This is a genomic window from Saprospira grandis, from assembly GCF_027594745.1.
Classification (GTDB): Bacteria; Bacteroidota; Bacteroidia; order Chitinophagales; family Saprospiraceae; genus Saprospira; species Saprospira grandis.
In genome coordinates, this window is the sequence record NZ_CP110854.1 from 890,902 (window position 1) to 908,316 (window position 17,415).

The window sequence follows — 17,415 nt, forward strand, 5'->3', positions numbered from 1 at the left end:
AAGCCCGCAGGGCCGAGCAGACCTGCGAGCCCCGAAGCGTAGCGACCCGACCGAAGGGAGGGACAGCCCCAAAAAATCCCCCAAAAACAGCAGAATTTTATCTTTGTTGCGCATTAAGCCCAGACAGATTTGAAAAAAGCCCAAAAAAAACGCATTTTGCGGCCGTTTTTCTACACTTTGAAAAGAATGTCAAGAGATGTCTAAATATAGATCACATCATTGTAATGAATTGAATGCTAGCCACCTAGAACAAGAGGTGCGCCTAGCGGGTTGGGTGGCCGATATCCGCCACCTCAGTAAATCGCTGTCTTTTATTACGATTCGCGACCATTACGGCAAGACCCAATTGGTATTTTCTGAGGAACAAGGCCAGGCTTTTGAGCTCGCCCGCAGCCTCAAGCCCGAAAGTGTTATCCTTGTGAAAGGAATTGTGCGCTCTCGCGGAAAAGATGTGAACCCCGATATGGCCACCGGAGAAATTGAGGTGGAAGTGCAAGAATTGACCATTGATTCTTTGGTGGAACAACTCCCTTTTCAGTTGCATGAGCAACCCAATGAAGACCTTCGCCTGAAGTATCGCTTTATCGACCTGCGCCGCAATGAGCTGCAAGAAGCCCTCAAGTTGCGCTTTAAGTTGATGATGGAGATCCGTACTTTTTTGGCCCAAAAAGGCTTTTTGGAAATCCAAACGCCTATTCTCACCGCTTCTTCGCCCGAAGGTGCCCGCGATTATGTGGTGCCCTCTCGCCTTTATCCCGGCCAATTTTATGCCCTCCCTCAGGCCCCTCAGCAGTATAAGCAGCTGTTGATGTGCTCTGGTATTGATAAATATTTCCAGATTGCACCCTGCTTCCGCGATGAAAACGCCCGTGCAGACCGCTCTCCCGGCGAGTTCTATCAGCTGGATATGGAAATGGCCTTTATTGAGCAAGATGAACTTTTTGCCCTCCTCGAAGAGATGTACGAATACCTCTTGCCCAAGGTGACCAAAAAGAAAATGCAGGAGTTTCCCTTCCCTCGGATCAAGTTCAATGACTCGATGGAGTGGTACGGCTCCGATAAGCCCGATATCCGCTTCGAGATGAAGATGAAGGAGCTCACGCCCTTGTTTGAGCATTCTGGTTTTAAGGTCTATCAAGAGATGTTTAAGACGGGCCAAGTGGTCAAGGCTATTTTGGTAGAAGGTGGTGCCAGCCAATCTCGTAAGTTCTTTGACAAGGCCCAAAAAGAGGCCAAGGAAAAAGGCGCTTTTGGTATCGGTTACCTACAATATAAGGATGGCGAAGTGAAAGGCTCTGTAGCCAAACCCCTCAGCGAAGAAGAAATTGCCGCTATTGCCGAGCAGATGGGCGCCAAAACTGGCGATGCCGTCATTTTAATGGCTGGCAGTCGCAATTTGGTCAATAAAGCCCTCGGACATGTCCGCGTTTGGGTGGCCCAACAAATGGGCTTGGCCGATGAAGATACCCTGGCCTTCTGCTGGATCGTGGATTTCCCCATGTACGAGTATGATGAGGAAGCCGAAAAATGGGACTTCTCACATAACCCCTTCTCTATGCCTCAGGGCGAGATGGAGGCCCTAGATCAAGCCGCCGCTTCTGGCAATTATGGCGATGTCCTCGCCTACCAATACGATATTGTTTGTAATGGTATTGAGCTCTCTTCTGGCGCTATCCGTAACCACCGCCCCGACATTATGTACAAGGCTTTTGATATCGTTGGCTATAGCCGCGAGGTGGTCGATGAGCGCTTTGGCCACATGATCTCCGCCTTTAAATATGGTGCTCCGCCCCATGGGGGTATCGCTCCTGGCCTCGACCGTATGGTGATGATTTTTGCCGATAAGGAGAATATCCGCGAGGTGATTGCTTTCCCGCTCAACCAACAGGCCAAAGATCCCATGATGGGTTCTCCCGCGCCTATCATGCCCGAACAATGGGAGGAGCTACAACTTCAAGTGGTTCCCAAAAAAGAAGAGGCCAAATAAGCTGATTCAAACATAAATATAAACGTCCGCTACCCTATAGTAGTGGGCGTTTTTGTTTCCCCTCCCCTGCTGCAGTTTTTAGCGCTTAACTTCATTTTGCCTAACATTTTTTGCCTTTAGCTGTTGTCTGCTTATTAGTAGGATGTTTTGGGGCTGCCCCTCCCTTCGGTCGGGTCGGGCTGTTTCGCAGCTCGCTGTTCGCTCGGCCCTTCGGCGCTTTCAGCACCTCGGTCTGGCCCTGCGGGCCACTGCTGTCCATCCCTCAGCCTGCGGCCCTATCGGGCCTGTAGGAGCCCTACACAAGCAAAAAATTATTTAAAAGATACAGCTTATGATCAAAACCTTTCAGGCTCAAGAGATTGCCAATTTGCCCAAGCGGCAGCGCACCACCTTTGTCAACCATCTATCGGGTTTTAAGTCCGCCAATTTGGTGGGCAGTATTTCGGCTGAGGGCCAGGAGAACCTCGCCATTTTTAGTTCTGCGGTACATTTGGGGGCCAATCCTGCCCTCATTGGCCTTATTTCTCGGCCCTTCACGGCCGAAGTGATTCGCCATAGTCTGCGCAATATTCGGCAGCAGAAATACTTTAGTCTCAATCAAGTGCATCAGGGCATTTATGAGCAGGCCCATCATAGCTCGGCCCGTTATCCCGATGGAGTTTCAGAATTTGAAGCCACAGGCTTGCACCCCCAATATATTGCTGATTTTCCAGCTCCTTTTGTCCAAGAGGCCCAATTAAAAATAGGCTTGCGGCTAGAAGAGGAAATCCCCATCATAAAAAATGGGACCTACCTCATTGTTGCGGCCATAGAATACGTAGAGCTGCCCCAAGCCGCCTTTGATGAAGCAACTGGACAAATTGATTTGGAGAAAATGCAGGCCGTTTGTATTTCGGGTTTAGATAGCTACCATAAAACGGAGCAATTGCAGCGCCTGCCTTATGCTAAGCCTAGGCAATAGGCGGAGGCCCCTAATAATTCCGAGAATCGGTCCCCCAATGCAGCTTTTTACGGATCATGTACAAAAAGTTGCGATCATCGGGGCGGAGCAAAGTCGTTTGGAAATCGCATTTGCGGATCGCCAGCTGGCAGCTGGCCTGAATGGCCCGATAACGAGAATCTAAGGTGCAGAGAAAATGCTCGGCTCGGCCCTCCACTTCAAAAGAGATGACCACATCATCGGAAAGGACGATGGGGCGGACATTGAGGTTGTGCGGGGCTACGGGCGTGATGATAAAATTGCCAGAGCGGGGAAAAATAATGGGTCCCCCACAGCTCAGGGAGTAGCCCGTAGAGCCTGTGGGGCTGGCCACAATAATCCCATCGGCCCAATAAGAATTGAGAAACTCGCCATTCACATAGGTGTGAATAATGACCATAGAAGAGGTATCTCGTTTGAGAATAGCAAAATCATTGAGGGCAAAATTGGCGCTGCCAAAGAGGGGGCTAGAAGACTCTAGCTGCAAAAGCACCCGTTTATCTTCTACCAAAGCGCCCTGCTCAAAGGCCTGCAAACTCTCTTCTATTCGGTGCTTTTCGATCATGGCCAAAAAGCCGAGGCGGCCCATATTGAGGCCCAAAATAGGGACTCCAGTATCTCGGACATAAGTCACCGCTTCTAGAATGGTCCCATCTCCGCCCAAAGTAATACAGCAATCGAGTTCGGCAGCGCGGAAATCCTCATGCGTTTGAAAACAATAATAGGGATTATTGATTTTAATGCGGCCCATAAAAGAATCGTAGTACTCTTGATAAATATAGAGTTCCCATTCGGGGCGGCGAGCGAGGGCATCAAAGACTTCTTGGACCAACTGCTGTTGTTCCTTTTTTAGAAAGCGGCTAAACAGAGCGATACGCATAAGGCTAGAGATTCATTTTGAGGCGGAAAAAGAAGGCAGTTTCTCGAGATTGGTTGAGGCTATACTCAAATTGGAGCACAAAGCGGTACTGCATCAGGCCGAGGTCAATAGCTGGACCAGTGCCCCAAAGCGAGCGATTGACCAAACTGCCCTGCTGCTGATAAAAGCGGTCCCAAACATAGCCATAATCTAAATGATAACGCAGATGCAGGGCCATAAAAGGGGCATCCCTCTCGCCCAATTCCATCAATTTGACATTGAGGTCGCTGCGCCAGAGCAAATAATCTTGTCCATAAATTACATAATATTGATTACCCCGCACCAATTCTTCCTCAAAACCTAGGGCCTCTTGTTCAAAAAAGGCTTGCTTTTGTCGGAGCAGGCTCAGTTTGCCACTCAATTGGCCGCCCACGCTCCAGTAGCCACCGCCAAATTTGTGATAATAGCCCAGATGTCCGCCCAAGGTCCATTGATTGAGCTCATTGAAGATACCTAGGCCTTTTTTCTCGGTTTCGGCTTGTAGGTAATAGCCCTGAAAGGGGTAGTTTCGGAAATCTCTGCGGTCCTTGGACCAACTATAGCGCAGGCGAAAATCTCTTTGGCGGGCTTTGCCCAAAAGGAAATCGGCATTTTGGGCAAAAATAGAATCGCTAACCCCATAATTATGAAAACCTAGGGTCAGTTGCTGTTGGCTCCATACATCTTGGCGAAAATAAAGGCCCAATCGAAAGCGCAGGCGGTCAAACTGTGGGCTTTTGCTGTTGAGGTCTCTGTAAAAAAGGCGTTTGTTATCGGCTATTCCATAAGCGAGCTCTTTATTATTGGACCAAAGGCCCTCTATACTGTAGCCCCAAGCGTTTTTATTGCCTAGCGGGGGCATAACATAAACCAATTCGACCTTGGGGCTATAGCCAACTTGCCCAATCAGTTTGAGCAGGTCGTTATAGCCTCTTGGGTTGCGCCAAAGGCCCCAAAGGCCCAGATTCACTCTTCGGAGATCAAAGTTGAAGCTCTTCCACCAAACATTAAAGTTGCGGTCGGCTAGTTCGATCATAGGGATGGGATAAAGGCCTAGAGTTTCATCTAGTTCGATGCCTAGAACAATGCTCTTGCCCTCCCATTCTTTTACTCGGACCACCACCGTTTTAAACAGGCGGCTATTGAGTAAAGTTTGTTGGGCCAAATCCAGCTGCTCTTGCAACTCATTGAGCCGAACGCTATCGCCTACACTAAAGGGCAGATAGGCGGCCAGGGTTTTCGCTTTGGTCCGCAACTTTCCCCCCTCTATATCAGAGAGGATAAGGCTATCGATACGGACATAAGGAAGCTGCGCCTGGGCCAACTGGCCAAAGCTCAGCAAGAAAAAGATAAAAAGAAGAAAACGCATTTAGCTGCTAGGAATTTGAAGATAATTAGAACTGCCATGGGCCAAGACTTTGCCCTCTTGGTCTAGAAGTAGGCAGCGCATATTGGCCGAGCGCTTCCCAATGCGGATGAGCTCGGGCTGAGCAACGACTTTTTGGCCCTCAAAAGCGGCCCGCACAAAATCTAGCTGTAAGCTAGTGGCATAATAGGCGCTCTCTTCTGAAAGCACAAAGAGCTGCATGCCCATGCTCTCATCCAAAATGGCCGAGATGGCCCCGCCATGTAGGCTGCCCATAGGATTGAGCATATCGGGGCGGACCTCAAACTCTAGTTGGAGCATGCCCGTTTTTTCATTAACAGACAGGATTCTGGCATTGAGCCAAGCCCCCAAACCACTAATATTTCCCTCAATATGTTGGCCTTCATGGGCTTTGACAAAGGCAATCTTTTCTTTAGACATTTGTTTTTGCTTTTACATTATAGGATGCACAAAAGTAATTTTTTTTTGCTGGCCAAGGGAATGTTTTTGCCTTCTTGCGTCCTACAGGCGGCAAAGCCGCCGCAGGCGAGCGAAGCGAAGCGGCTGAGGGGCTGTAGCAGGGCCGCCGAAGGCGGCAGACCAAAGCGGCTTTGCCGCTGCAGGGCCGAGCAGACCTGCGAGCTGCGCAATGGCCCGACCCGACCAAAGGGAGGGGCAGCCCCAAAAAAATAGCAGCTCCTCCCGAAAGAGAAACTGCTACAAACAAACTACTTAAAATTAAGTCTTAAGAGCCGCACATCAAGCAATCATCGGGATTGTCGATGCTACAGGCTAGGCCTTCTTGGCTGTTAGCCTCCTCGATTTGGGCGGCGGTACGGCCAGCCAAAGCTTGATTGCTGCCGCCATTTTGGCCCACAAATTTCTGTTGGTACTTGGCGCTAAGGGTAAACTTGATGGGGTCTACCGCAGCTTTGGAACGGAGGTAATACATGCCCGTTTTTAGGCCACGTTTCCAGGCGTGAAAGTGCATGGAGGTCAGTTTGGCAAAGTTGGGGCTCTCCACGAAGAGGTTGAGGCTTTGCGACTGGCAAATGAAGGCGCCACGATCGGCGGACATATCAATAATGGCCCGTTGTTTAATTTCATAGGCCGTTTTGTAGAGCTCCTTGATTTCTTGGGGCAAGCCCTCGATATTTTGGACCGAGCCATTGGCGGCAATCAACATCTCTTTGAGTTCTTGAGTCCAATATCCACGTTCAATCAGGTCTTTGAGTAGGTGTTTATTGACCACCACATACTCGCCAGAAAGGGTGCGGCGGCTATAAATATTAGAGGTGTAGGGCTCAAAACACTCGTTATTTCCAAGAATTTGAGAGGTGGAAGCGGTAGGCATAGGCGCTACGAGCAGGCTATTGCGCACCCCATGGGCCAAAATTTCTTGACGGAGGGCTTCCCAATCCCAGCGGTCTGAGGGAGTGACATCCCAAAGGTCAAATTGGAATTTTCCTTGGCTAATCGGCGAACCTTCATAAGTAGAATAAGGGCCCTCTTCCTTGGCCATTTGGCAAGATTCGCTCATGGCCGCAAAATAAATCGTCTCGAAAATATCGCGGTTGAGTTGGCGGGCTTCTTCGCTTTCAAAAGGCAGACGCATCATGAGGAAGGCATCGGCTAGGCCCTGCACGCCAATTCCGACGGGGCGGTGGCGCATATTGCTATTTTTGGCCTCTTGAATGGGGTAATAATTGATGTCGATGACCTTATTGAGGTTGCGGGTAACAATTCTTGTGACCTCATAAAGGCGTTGGAAATCATATTGGCCGTCTTCGGTTACAAATTTAGAAAGGGCGATAGAAGCTAGGTTACAGACGGCCACCTCATCGGGGCTACTGTACTCCATAATCTCGGTACAGAGGTTACTGGAGCGAATTACGCCCAAGTTTTTCTGATTCGATTTGCGGTTTGCATGGTCCTTATACAACATATAAGGGGTACCCGTTTCGATTTGAGATTCTAATATTTTCATCCAAAGTTCGCGGGCTTTTATCGTTTGGCGGCCCTTACCTTCTGCTTCAAAGGCGAGGTAGCGTTTTTCAAACTCTTCGCCATAGCTATCATAGAGGCCGGGGCATTCATTGGGGCACATCAAGGTCCATTCGGCATCCTGTTCTACTCTTTGCATAAAGAGGTCGGGAATCCAAAGGGCGTAAAAGAGGTCGCGGGCACGTTGTTCTTCTTTACCGTGGTTCTTTTTGAGGTCCAAAAACTCAAAAACATCGGCATGCCAGGGTTCTAAATAAATAGCAAAAGCGCCTTTGCGTTTTCCGCCCCCTTGGTCCACATAACGGGCCGTATCATTATAGACGCGGAGCATGGGCACAATGCCGTTCGAGTTGCCGCCAGTGCCTTTGATATAGCTGCCTTTGGCGCGAATATTATGGATACTCAGGCCAATTCCACCAGCGGATTGCGAGATTTTGGCGCAGCGGCTAAGGGTTTCAAAAATGCCGGGAATAGAATCGTCGGTCATGCTGAGCAAAAAGCAAGAAGAGAGCTGCGGGCGGGGCGTTCCAGAGTTGAATAAGGTGGGCGTAGCATGCGTAAACCAACGCTCAGACATCAGTTTGTAGGTTTGCAAGGCGGCCTCGATATTTTCGCCATGAATGCCCAGAGCTGTGCGCATAATCATATACTGCGGGCGCTCGATAATCTTGCCATTGACCTTCATGAGGTAAGAGCGCTCAAGGGTCTTAAAGCCAAAGAAATCATAGTCATAATCGCGTTCGTGCACGATAGCCGCATCCAGTTGTTCGCTGTGTTTTTCCACCAAAGCCATAAAATCATCGGCGATCATTTGGGCATTTTCGCCAGTTTTGGGATCAATATATTGGTGGAGTCGGCGCATGGTTTCGGTAAAAGAGTCGGAGCTCCCCTTGTGTAGGTCCGAAACCGAAATTCTAGCGGCCAAGATCGCATAGTCGGGATGTTCGGTGGCCATAGAGGCGGCGGTTTCTGCCGCTAGCTTGTCGAGCACCTCGGTAGAGACCCCATCATAAAGGCCCAAAATGACCTTTTTAGAAATCTCAATCACATCGATATAGCGATTGTCCAATCCGTCGCAGAGGTAATAAATCCGCCGCATAATTTTATCAAAACTAACGTCCTCTTTGCGGCCGTTTCGCTTGGTCACTTGCATCAATTGCATCATAATATATCTTGGCTTTGGCTAAAAAAGCGCTTAGTCTTGCTGGCTAAGCGCTGATTAGTCTGTTTTTTAATATTTGTTGTTTTGGGGCCTCCCGCCTTCGGCGGGCGGTTACTCCCTTTGGTCGTCTAACTGCGAACTAAAGTTCTTGTTGTCGTTTATTCCCGTTGGTCATCGAACTGGCGCCTCTTCGAGGCTGGTTGTCGCAGCTCGCTGCTGTTTTGGGGCCTCCCGCCTTCGGCGGGCGCTACGTTTCGCAGCTCGCTGTTCGCTCGGCCCTGCGGCAGCAAAGCTGCCTGGGTCTGGCCTAACGGCCACTGCTGCACATCGCTAGGCCAGCGGCTGCGCCGCTTGTTTTAGCGCTTGGCTAAAAATCTTCATCCAAAGAGAAGGTTTGTTTTTCTCTTTCGGCCATTACGCCAGCTTTTTGGTAATCGCCCACTCTTTTTTCAAAGAAGTTGGTTTTTCCTTGCAGCGAGATGAGTTCCATCCAGGGGAAGGGGTTGCTACTGCCATAGACCTTAGGTTGGCCCAAAGAAACGAGCAGGCGGTCGGCCACAAACTCAATATATTGCGACATCAGCTTAGCGTTCATTCCGATTAGGGAAACGGGCAGAGCATCGGTAACAAACTCTTGTTCTAGGCTAACGGCCTCGGTAATAATGCTGCGGAGTTCTTCTGAAGGGATGGGGTTTTCTAGCATAGAATAGAGCAGGCAGGCAAAATCGCAATGCATACCTTCATCTCGGCTGATGAGCTCATTGGAAAACGTAAGGCCGGGCATAATGCCTCTTTTCTTTAGCCAGTAAATCGAGCAAAAGCTGCCTGAAAAGAAAATGCCTTCTATGGCCGCAAAAGCGATTAGGCGGTGGGCAAAAGAGGGGGCCTCTTCAATCCATTTGATGGCCCATTTGGCTTTGCGTTGAACGCAAGGCAGGGTTTGCATGGCATTAAAAAGGGCGTTTTTCTCGGCGCTATCTTGAATATAGGTATCTATGAGGAGGCTGTAGGTTTCGGCGTGGATATCTTCGATTTGGATTTGCGTAGCATAAAAAGATCGAGCTTCGGCAAGTTGGACATCTCGGTAGAAGTTGAGGACCAAATTTTCGTTCACGATGCCATCGCTGGCAGCAAAAAAGGCCAAAACGTGTTTGATAAAGTGTTGTTCATTGGCCGAAAGCTCTTTCCAATCGTGCAGGTCGGCAGCTAGGTCAATTTCGTCGGTGGTCCAAAAACAGGCAAGGGCCTGTTTGCGCATTTCCCAAATGGCATCATGTTGAATGGGAAAAAGGACAAAACGCTGGTCATTTTCTTGGAGAATAGGCTCTATTACAGACATTTATTGGGCAATTTACGGAAAACGTTAAAACAAATTAGTGGAGACTCCTTAAGAGGTTTGGGCAAACCTCTTAAGGAGTTACAAAGTTCGGGAAAAAGCTTTTAATCTTCAAACCAACAAATTAGTGGACGGGCTGTAAGGCCGATAAACATTGAGTTATTTTATAAAAATAAGTTATTCCCATTTTGGGAACGGCATGTGAATATCTTTGTGTATAAGTCGCTCTAAGTTCGATAGTGGGCGGCTTTGAGGGGGCTTAAAAAAGCTAGTTGTACAGCACAATTGGAAACAAAAAAATTTAGTTAAACCAATTTGGTTTTAATCGTTAGCAACTAATAGGAAGCACAAAAAAAGCGGCCCACTGCTGCAGTTTTTAGGGGCCAAAAGCGGGGAGTTGGGCCAAAATTCTGCTGTGCTATTCTTAAGCGGAGCGGGGGCATTTGGCTGAGGGGCTGTAGCAGGGCCGCCAAAGGCGGCAGACCAAGGAGCGAAGCGACGAAGGGCCGAGCGAGCAGCGAGCTGCGAAATGGCCCGACCCGCCCGCAGGGCGGGGCAGCCCCAAAAAATAGGTTTTTAAAACAGTTCCCTGTACCTTTGTACAAAATGAAAAACCATGATACAAAAAAGCAGTTTTAGCCTTTTGTTCTTCATCTGCCTACTGGCTGGAGCAAAAGCCCAGAATTTCAACCACAACCTTTATGCGGTCTTTTTTACCGACAAAGAAGAGAATCCCTACAGTGTTTTGCGGCCTTGGGAGTACCTTAGTCCCGCTGCATTGGAGCGCCGAGCGATTGGAGGAGTAGAAATTGACGAGCGAGATTTGCCCCTGAATCCGCAATATGTGCAGGCGGTCTGCGCAGAAGGAGTGGAGTATTGGCTGGCCTCTAAATGGCTAAATTCCTTGGCTATTTATGTAGAAGATACGAGCAAATTGGCTGCAATTAGAGAGCTGACCTTTGTGCGAGAAATCATGCCCTTGGGTAAAAAGCGTCGTTTAGAAGAGGCAAAATGGCATAAGCATTTTAAGCAAGAAGAGTATAATAAAACGGAGCACCCCTTGGGTTATTCGCTCAATCAGATTGCCATGTTGGGCGGGCATTTGCTACATGGACTAAACATTAAGGGGCAGGGGCGAAAAGTCGCTATTTTTGATGGGGGCTTTTTGAATGTCTACCGCATGCCCGCCTTTGATAGTTTATTTGCCAACAACCAAATTTGGGGAACCCATGACTTTGTTCAGGGCGATGAATTTGTGTATGAGCAGAGCACGCATGGCACCAATGTACTGTCTTGTATGGCGGCCAATCTGCCCTATTTGATTCAGGGCACGGGGCCCAAAGCCAACTACTACCTCTTTAAGACCGAAGATGTGGGGGGAGAATTTAGAATTGAGGAATTTAACTGGGCGGCGGCGGCTGAGCGGGCCGACAGTTTAGGGATTGAGATCATCAATTCTTCTTTGGGCTATACCTCCTTTAATGACAAAAGCATGAGTTATGAGTACAAAGATATGGATGGCAAAACAGCCCTTTGTTCTCAGGCGGCAGATGTAGCCGTAGAAAAGGGAATTTTGGTCATCAATAGTGCGGGAAATGAGGGCAATGGGCCATGGAAATACATTGGCGCCCCAGCCGATGCCCAGAATGTGCTCTCTATTGGGGCCGTTCGGCCCAATGGCAAAAAGGCGGGATTTAGTTCTTTTGGTCCCACCGCCGACGGTCGCATCAAGCCCAATGTAGTGGCCCAAGGCCGCAGCACCAAAGTGGCAGGCCTCAATGGCTATTCGGTCAGCTCGACCGATGGCACCTCTTTTTCTTCTCCTGTTTTGGCGGGAATGGCGGCTAGTCTTTGGTCTGCTTTTCCAGAAAAAAACAACTGGGAAATTCGGCATGCGATTGAGTGGGCTGGGCAGCAAGCCGAGGCTGATACCGCTATAGGTTTTGGCATCCCCAACCTTTTTACGGCCTACCTCTCTCTTTCTGAAACGGCTTTACTGCTGACCGAAGAGGGAATTTTACAGCTTCGGGACCGGCCTTTGCAGGCAAAAAACGGTCTGCGTTTGGCCATTGGTCAGCCAGGAACTGTTTTCAAGCTGCGCTACTACAATAGTTTGGGCCAACTACTTGCCGAGCAAACTCTAGAAGTTGGCGAAGAGCAGCTTGTTCGCTTTGAGCTGCCCGAGCAACTGCCCGCCAATGGGCTCTATCATTTAGAGGTCGATATTGCCGATTATCGGTTTTATGAAACCTTAGGTTGCTTGCAAGATAAGCCCTAAAGACAAAAGGCCCAGAACGCTTGTTCTGGGCCTTTTGTACTAAATTTCTCGACCTTTGAGTATTGTTTTCTGGCTCCTTAATTTAAGCAGGCCATCAAAAAGTGGATCTATAGACAAGAGATTATTTTCTGAGGTCTTTCGGGCTGTATAAATATTGAGTTCTAATTGCATATCGAGGTTTTTGCAAGCCTCTAAAGCGGCTCTAGGTAGCTCCAAATCATCAACCAAAAAGTCTGTACTTTTTTGCTGCTTTTCTTTTTGTAGCAAGAGCAAATACTCCATATCCTCATCCCAATATTTTTGCATTTCGGCAGCTAGGGGCAGGCTGGCCTCATTATGTAGCAAAATACTGAGAACCAATTCTTCTGGGCTTTCGTCTAAGATTTTTTGGGCCCCAGCGGTTAATTTTAAATTAAAGGAAAAAGCGGGCAGGCGGACCATATCGCCATTGCAGACAAAGCGTTTTTCTAGAGGCAAGCTTTTATCGGGCGCATTAGTTTGGTCCAAAATGGCCTCTTGATATTCTTCTAGGCCTTCTTCATTGACAAAGCGAAAGAGAAAGCGGTCTTTTCCTTTGGCCCAAACAAAAGGGCGGTCCTCCTTAATTTGATCCTCTCGAATTTCAAAGCGGAAAGGCATTTTCCAGCCTTTTTTCCAAGAGACAATCTGAAAATGGTTGATGGAGGAATTATCTTCATAATTGGGTACATAGGCCAACTCTTCTCCGCCATCACCATCCAAATCGCCTAGGTTTTTCCAGAGCAGCAGGCTTTCGGCAGGGCCCTCTAGGGGCAAGTCAAAACGCTGTCCGCTCAGAGTTTCCCAATACAGCCCTTCTTGATTGGCATAGAGGGCCAACTTTTCTTTTTGGCCATCTCCATTAAGGTCGATTTCTAGTACCCTCTCGGGCATTTCTATACTTCGGAGATGATGGGCCAAATTTTGGTCTAGCTGAGGTTGGGGCGGAGCGCTTTGGCAGGCATAAGCAAGACAAAGGATAAACAGTAGACTAAGTTTTTGCATGATAAGGGGAGGTTTGTTCAAAAATTTCTTCTATTTTTTGGCTTGCGCCTTGGGGAGCTAAAGCCAAGAGGCCCTGATTTTCCAAAAGCAAAATATGGTCGGCAAAGGCTTCGGCTAGAGCGAGCTCATGGCTCACGAGGATAATCAGTTTCTTTTGGGCCAAGGTCTTCAATCGCTGAAAGCTTTGTTTTTTATTGATAAAATCGAGATGGGCCGATATTTCATCTAATAATAAGATGGGAGTATCTTGGACCAAAACACGGGCCAAGCCGAGCAGTTGCTTTTCGCCATCGCTACATTGCCCTACTTTTGCCTGGGCCAATTCTTCAATTTGGAGGGCTTGCATGACCTCCCTAATTCGCTGTCGGTCTTTTTGGCCCAGCAGGCCATGCCAAGCCAAATAAGGGTGCCGGCCAAGACTCACATACTCCTCCCCCCGCATAAAAGCGGTGGTGCTTTGCTTACTTTGCAAAAGGGCCAATTCTTGGGCAAAATCACTTCGTTTCCAAGCCGAATAGGGCTTATTTCGCAAAAAAAGTTGCCCCGCTTGAGGCTGTTCCAATCCCGCCAAAAGACGCAAAAAACTGCTTTTCCCGCTACCATTACGGCCCAAAATGACATAAAACCCCTTTTCTTCAAACTGAAAATCGGGCAAACTCAACAGCCTGCGCTTGCCATACTGCAACAACAGCCCCTCACAACTAATCATCTAAAAATACAATTGAGGTTAATACCTTAGATAGCTTTTTTTGAGCAAAAGCATTCATCTTTTCTTCTCGGCCCCAAAGGTACAACAAATAATGCTGCTCCCCTTTTTTCCAGGCCCAAGAACGGACCAATTCTAGGCTATCTTCTCGCCAATGTCCTCTTTTCTCCCAAAGGCCAAAATCCCCCTGCAAACTATCCGCAGGCAGGCTATCTAGGCCCACAAAATGATAATTCCAAACTGCTTTTTGGGCCAATTCCTCGGCCCTGAGCTCTTCGCTATACAGCAATAACATGTTAATATGCCCCTTGGGAGCCGTATTCAAAGTCCGCCAATAATCTGCCTGCTTTTCCAAACCACCCACAAACCAATTGTACGGAATTTTGTAAGCTATCTGAATAGGCTCTTGCCGCAATTGCATCCAAGCTTGCCCATAAAGGCCCCAAGCCATAAAAAAAAGTAACCCAACAAGTATAGTTTTTTGCATCCTCTTTATAATTTTGTGAGCAAACAAATTAAGCATTTTTAAAATATATTTGAGGCGATCACTAAAAGCGGAACTGTATAGCGATTCCTTTTTCCTCAAAAAACTGCGAGCTCTATTTTTTTCCTCTTATTTTGGGGCTTCCCCGCCTGCGGGCGGGTCGGGCTGTGTCGCAGCTCGCAGGTCTGCTCGGCCCTTCGCCGCTTTCAGCGGCTCGGTCTGCCCCTGCGGGGCACTGCTATCCATCCCTAAGCCGTTTGGGGCCAAGGCCCCAGGGCCATTCGGCCCAAAGCAGCCGCCTTATCTACTAAATATCAATAGAATATGGACCAACAAGCCACTCCCGCCTCCTATGAAGCCGCCCTACTAGAGCTTCAGCAAATCTTAGAAGCCATTGAGGGCCAACTTCCTCTAGAAGAGCTCAATGCGCAAAGCCGACGCGCGCAATTCTTACTCCAATATTGCCAGCAACGGCTCCGCCATATTGAAGAAGAGCAAAATAATATTTATGAAGAGGACTAAAAGCAGCTTTTTGCTCTTCTCTGCGTTCTTTATTTAATTAACTAAACTTATAGTTGTAACTTTGGAAAAGCCAAGCACCCTCCAACAATACGCCCATGAATTGGCCCAATGTAAGGCCCTATTTATTAAGAAGCAGCGAGATTATGGCTCGGCTTGGCGGATTTTGCGGCCAAGTTCTTTAACCGACCAATTATATATTAAGGCCAAGCGCATTCGCTCTATAGAGGAAAAGCAAAGCCAAAAGGTGGGCGAATCTATTGCGGGCGAGTATTTGGCCCTAGTCAATTATAGTTTTATGGCCCTAATTCAGTTGGAGCTGCCTTTGGCTGCGGGCCTTTATCTGCCTAGCGATCAAGTGGAGGCTCTTTATCAGGAGCAGGCCGAGATTTGCCAAGAGCTGATGCTGCGCAAAAACCATGACTATGGCGAAGCCTGGCGAGATATGCGCATCAGTTCTTTGACGGACCTCATTTTGATGAAGCTTTTGCGGACCAAAGAAATTGAGGACCATAAAGAGCAGCTTTTGGTCTCGGAGGGTTTGGCTGCCAACTATCAGGATATTGCCAATTATGCGCTCTTTGCTTTGATTCGTTTGCGCGAAAAAGAGGCAAAGTAGTTTGGCCCAAAAAGCAAGGCCTTTAGGCCGCCGCTTTACGGCCTAGCGATGGTAGGCAGTGCGGCGGAAGCCGCAGACCAAGGCCGTTAGGCCGAAGGGCCGAGCGAATAGCGAGCTGCCGAACGTAGCGCCGCAAGGCCGCAGGCCGCAGGCCGCAGCGGAGGCCCCAAAACAGCAGAAGAACAATCATTTTATATCAATCTGTTTATCATTATGACCGTATATACACTTTTTCTTTACATTGGCATTGTGGCCTTGGTCCTAACATTTACCTTAGGTTTGGGGCTATCTAAAAAGCGGGAATTTGTGCGGACGCATCTGCCGCTTTGGTTTGTACAATATTTTGTGGGAGCCCTGCTTGTTTTTTCGGGGGCGGTCAAGGTCGTTGACCCCTTGGGGACGGCTTATAAAATGGCCGATTATTTTACGCTTTTGCTGCCTGTATTGTCCTTTATGAAGCCTTTTGTGGTTCCTTTTGGCCTACTGATGATTGTTTTGGAGGTCGTGCTTGGGATCAACTTAATTTTGGGCCATGGAAAAAAATGGACCACGAGTTTGAGCTTTTTGATGATGCTCTTTTTCACCTTTTTAACGGGCTACAACTACCTCACGGGCTATATTCCGCAGGATGTTTCGCCTTTTGCGACGGGGCAATGGGTGGCTTTTAATGAAAATAACATTCGGGTGAGTGATTGTGGTTGTTTTGGCGACTTCATGAAGCTTTTGCCAATTGAAACCTTTGGGAAGGACATCATTTTGACCTTGATGACTGTATTTCTTTACATCAAGACCGAAAACCTGCAATATGTGATTCCGGAGCAGGGCAAAGGACGCCTAATTAGCACTTCTTTTTGGACCGTAGCGATAACGGTGGCTAGTTTGTTCAACTTTTACTTTGGCTTGCCTTGGGTAGATTTTCGCCCCTTTGCAGAAGGGCGCAACATTGTAGTTGAGCGAGAAATTTGTGCTTTGGACCAGCCCGAAGTATTGCTTACTTACACCTATAAGAACAAAAACACGGGAGAAGAGGTCAAGGTCAATAACAAACAGATGTCTGAAGAGACCGAGAAATACAGCTACCTTTGGAAGACCAAAGATGCCGATGGCAACAAAATTTGGGAGACCCAAAATGACAAAACGGAGGAAGAAGTATTGAAAAAAGGATGCGACTCTAAAGTGGCTGAAATGGATGCTTCTAAGCAGCATAGTTTTGCTAGTCAGGGCTATAGTTTTTTGGTTGTTGCCGATGATTTGAGCAAATCTTCAAAGGAGGGCTTCAAAAAAATTGCGGCCTTGAGTTTGGCGGCAGAAAAGCAGAAAGGCATCCCCACGCATGCGCTTTATTACTACATCAAAGATGCGGATGCCGATGGCGACTATAGTGATGATTTGGAGGCTTTTCGGCAGGAGTTAGGCACCGCCTTTGATTTTACGCAGGGCGATGAAAAGTTGGTCAAGACGATCATTCGTTCTAGTCCGGGCCTTTTGCTTTTGCATAATGGAACAATTGTTAAGAAATGGCATCATCGTCAGTTGCCTGGCAGCTTTGAAGAATTGGCCGAGGCCTACATTCAGGAGCCAACCGTAGATTTAGAGCTAGAATTAGCGATTCAGGACTACATGCCTGAGGGGACAAAACATGGCTTTTTCTGTTCTGTGGACAAAGTAAATCAGGGAGATTTTGGGCAACAAGAGCTTGATCTTGTTATTTTGGATGGCAATGATGCCCTATTGCGCCCCTTAATGGATGAAAATACGGATTTGGGCGTTACGGAGCGTAAATTGAAAGTGAAGTTGAGCAAAAACCCGCAACTAGTTCCTAGCAACCCCAACTTAAAATGGATTCCCAATGGCATTTTGGACCAAAAGGGGCAAGCTTGGGAAATTGTTAGTATTGAATTGAAATAGAGTATCTCTATTTATAAAACAGATCCCTCTAGGCCTTAGGCTTAGGGGGATTTTTTTTGCTTCTTGGTCGAAAAAAGAAAGCAAAGCGCTAGCGATTTAGTTTATTCTTCATGGAAGAAATTGGTCACTAACAAAAAAAACAAACT

The 17,415-nt window shown here is 47.9% G+C and carries 14 protein-coding genes; 6 read left to right on the plus strand and 8 right to left on the minus strand.

The window, feature by feature from the left end; all coding sequences use genetic code 11:
• Window positions 1-196 precede the first annotated feature (196 nt).
• On the plus strand, window positions 197-1,987 hold the full coding sequence (aspS, locus tag OP864_RS03435) for an aspartate--tRNA ligase (RefSeq protein ID WP_270099902.1): 1,791 nt from the start codon (window positions 197-199) through the stop codon (window positions 1,985-1,987).
• 331 nt (window positions 1,988-2,318) lie between these two features.
• Window positions 2,319-2,948, plus strand: a complete 630-nt coding sequence (locus tag OP864_RS03440; protein WP_270099903.1) for a flavin reductase family protein — start codon at window positions 2,319-2,321, stop codon at window positions 2,946-2,948.
• Window positions 2,949-2,958: 10 nt separating this feature from the next.
• On the opposite strand, the gene OP864_RS03445 is transcribed toward OP864_RS03440, so the two are convergent.
• The 5 genes from OP864_RS03445 to OP864_RS03465 all read right to left on the minus strand — a co-directional run bounded on the left by OP864_RS03445 (window position 2,959) and on the right by OP864_RS03465 (window position 9,735).
• Complete coding sequence (locus OP864_RS03445) at window positions 2,959-3,846, minus strand: NAD kinase (protein ID WP_270099904.1); 888 nt, start codon at window positions 3,844-3,846, stop codon at window positions 2,959-2,961.
• Between the two features lie 4 nt (window positions 3,847-3,850).
• Complete coding sequence (locus OP864_RS03450; protein WP_270099905.1) at window positions 3,851-5,233, minus strand: BamA/TamA family outer membrane protein; 1,383 nt, start codon at window positions 5,231-5,233, stop codon at window positions 3,851-3,853.
• Window positions 5,234-5,671 carry a PaaI family thioesterase gene (locus OP864_RS03455; protein WP_270099906.1) on the minus strand — a complete coding sequence of 146 codons (438 nt, stop codon included), beginning with the start codon at window positions 5,669-5,671 and terminating at the stop codon, window positions 5,234-5,236.
• 304 nt (window positions 5,672-5,975) lie between these two features.
• A complete protein-coding gene (locus tag OP864_RS03460) occupies window positions 5,976-8,387 on the minus strand; it encodes a ribonucleoside-diphosphate reductase subunit alpha (RefSeq protein ID WP_349294445.1) in 2,412 nt (803 codons plus the stop codon).
• 376 nt (window positions 8,388-8,763) lie between these two features.
• Window positions 8,764-9,735 carry a ribonucleotide-diphosphate reductase subunit beta gene (locus OP864_RS03465; protein WP_270099908.1) on the minus strand — a complete coding sequence of 324 codons (972 nt, stop codon included), beginning with the start codon at window positions 9,733-9,735 and terminating at the stop codon, window positions 8,764-8,766.
• A 613-nt stretch (window positions 9,736-10,348) separates the two neighbouring features.
• On the opposite strand from OP864_RS03465, the gene OP864_RS03470 reads away from it, so the two are divergent.
• The gene (locus OP864_RS03470) at window positions 10,349-12,010 is read left to right on the plus strand and encodes a S8 family peptidase (RefSeq protein ID WP_270099909.1); all 1,662 of its coding nucleotides are present in this window, start codon (window positions 10,349-10,351) and stop codon (window positions 12,008-12,010) included.
• Between the two features lie 39 nt (window positions 12,011-12,049).
• On the opposite strand, the gene OP864_RS03475 is transcribed toward OP864_RS03470, so the two are convergent.
• The 3 genes from OP864_RS03475 to OP864_RS03485 are packed head-to-tail and all read right to left on the minus strand — an operon-like array spanning window position 12,050 to window position 14,226.
• Window positions 12,050-13,033, minus strand: a complete 984-nt coding sequence (locus tag OP864_RS03475; protein ID WP_270099910.1) for a hypothetical protein — start codon at window positions 13,031-13,033, stop codon at window positions 12,050-12,052.
• On the minus strand, window positions 13,020-13,742 hold the full coding sequence (locus OP864_RS03480) for an ABC transporter ATP-binding protein (protein ID WP_270099911.1): 723 nt from the start codon (window positions 13,740-13,742) through the stop codon (window positions 13,020-13,022). Before OP864_RS03480 ends, OP864_RS03475 begins: the two co-directional genes overlap by 14 nt.
• Window positions 13,735-14,226 (minus strand): hypothetical protein, encoded by a 492-nt coding sequence (locus OP864_RS03485; protein WP_270099912.1) that lies wholly within the window; start codon window positions 14,224-14,226, stop codon window positions 13,735-13,737. The genes OP864_RS03480 and OP864_RS03485 overlap by 8 nt, the downstream gene beginning before the upstream one ends.
• Window positions 14,227-14,547: 321 nt before the next feature.
• Here OP864_RS03485 and OP864_RS03490 point away from each other — a divergent pair, with 321 nt between their 5' ends.
• The 3 genes from OP864_RS03490 (at window position 14,548) to OP864_RS03500 (ending at window position 17,269) form a co-directional block, all read left to right on the plus strand.
• Window positions 14,548-14,745, plus strand: coding sequence for an exodeoxyribonuclease VII small subunit (locus OP864_RS03490; protein WP_015691335.1), 198 nt, complete (start codon window positions 14,548-14,550; stop codon window positions 14,743-14,745).
• A gap of 61 nt (window positions 14,746-14,806) precedes the next feature.
• The gene (locus OP864_RS03495) at window positions 14,807-15,361 is read left to right on the plus strand and encodes a DUF1599 domain-containing protein (protein WP_270099913.1); all 555 of its coding nucleotides are present in this window, start codon (window positions 14,807-14,809) and stop codon (window positions 15,359-15,361) included.
• 213 nt (window positions 15,362-15,574) lie between these two features.
• Window positions 15,575-17,269, plus strand: a complete 1,695-nt coding sequence (locus OP864_RS03500) for a MauE/DoxX family redox-associated membrane protein (RefSeq protein ID WP_270099914.1) — start codon at window positions 15,575-15,577, stop codon at window positions 17,267-17,269.
• The last annotated feature ends 146 nt before the right edge of the window (window positions 17,270-17,415 follow it).

Bases quoted from the DNA above. Each gene is read 5' to 3' on its own strand.
- aspS (WP_270099902.1), top strand. From the start codon at position 197: ATGTCTAAATATAGATCACATCATTGTAATGAATTGAATGCTAGCCAC.
- OP864_RS03440 (WP_270099903.1), top strand. From the start codon at position 2,319: ATGATCAAAACCTTTCAGGCTCAAGAGATTGCCAATTTGCCCAAGCGG.
- OP864_RS03445 (WP_270099904.1), bottom strand. From the start codon at position 3,846: ATGCGTATCGCTCTGTTTAGCCGCTTTCTAAAAAAGGAACAACAGCAG.
- OP864_RS03450 (WP_270099905.1), bottom strand. From the start codon at position 5,233: ATGCGTTTTCTTCTTTTTATCTTTTTCTTGCTGAGCTTTGGCCAGTTG.
- OP864_RS03455 (WP_270099906.1), bottom strand. From the start codon at position 5,671: ATGTCTAAAGAAAAGATTGCCTTTGTCAAAGCCCATGAAGGCCAACAT.
- OP864_RS03460 (WP_349294445.1), bottom strand. From the start codon at position 8,387: ATGCAAGTGACCAAGCGAAACGGCCGCAAAGAGGACGTTAGTTTTGAT.
- OP864_RS03465 (WP_270099908.1), bottom strand. From the start codon at position 9,735: ATGTCTGTAATAGAGCCTATTCTCCAAGAAAATGACCAGCGTTTTGTC.
- OP864_RS03470 (WP_270099909.1), top strand. From the start codon at position 10,349: ATGATACAAAAAAGCAGTTTTAGCCTTTTGTTCTTCATCTGCCTACTG.
- OP864_RS03475 (WP_270099910.1), bottom strand. From the start codon at position 13,033: ATGCAAAAACTTAGTCTACTGTTTATCCTTTGTCTTGCTTATGCCTGC.
- OP864_RS03480 (WP_270099911.1), bottom strand. From the start codon at position 13,742: ATGATTAGTTGTGAGGGGCTGTTGTTGCAGTATGGCAAGCGCAGGCTG.
- OP864_RS03485 (WP_270099912.1), bottom strand. From the start codon at position 14,226: ATGCAAAAAACTATACTTGTTGGGTTACTTTTTTTTATGGCTTGGGGC.
- OP864_RS03490 (WP_015691335.1), top strand. From the start codon at position 14,548: ATGGACCAACAAGCCACTCCCGCCTCCTATGAAGCCGCCCTACTAGAG.
- OP864_RS03500 (WP_270099914.1), top strand. From the start codon at position 15,575: ATGACCGTATATACACTTTTTCTTTACATTGGCATTGTGGCCTTGGTC.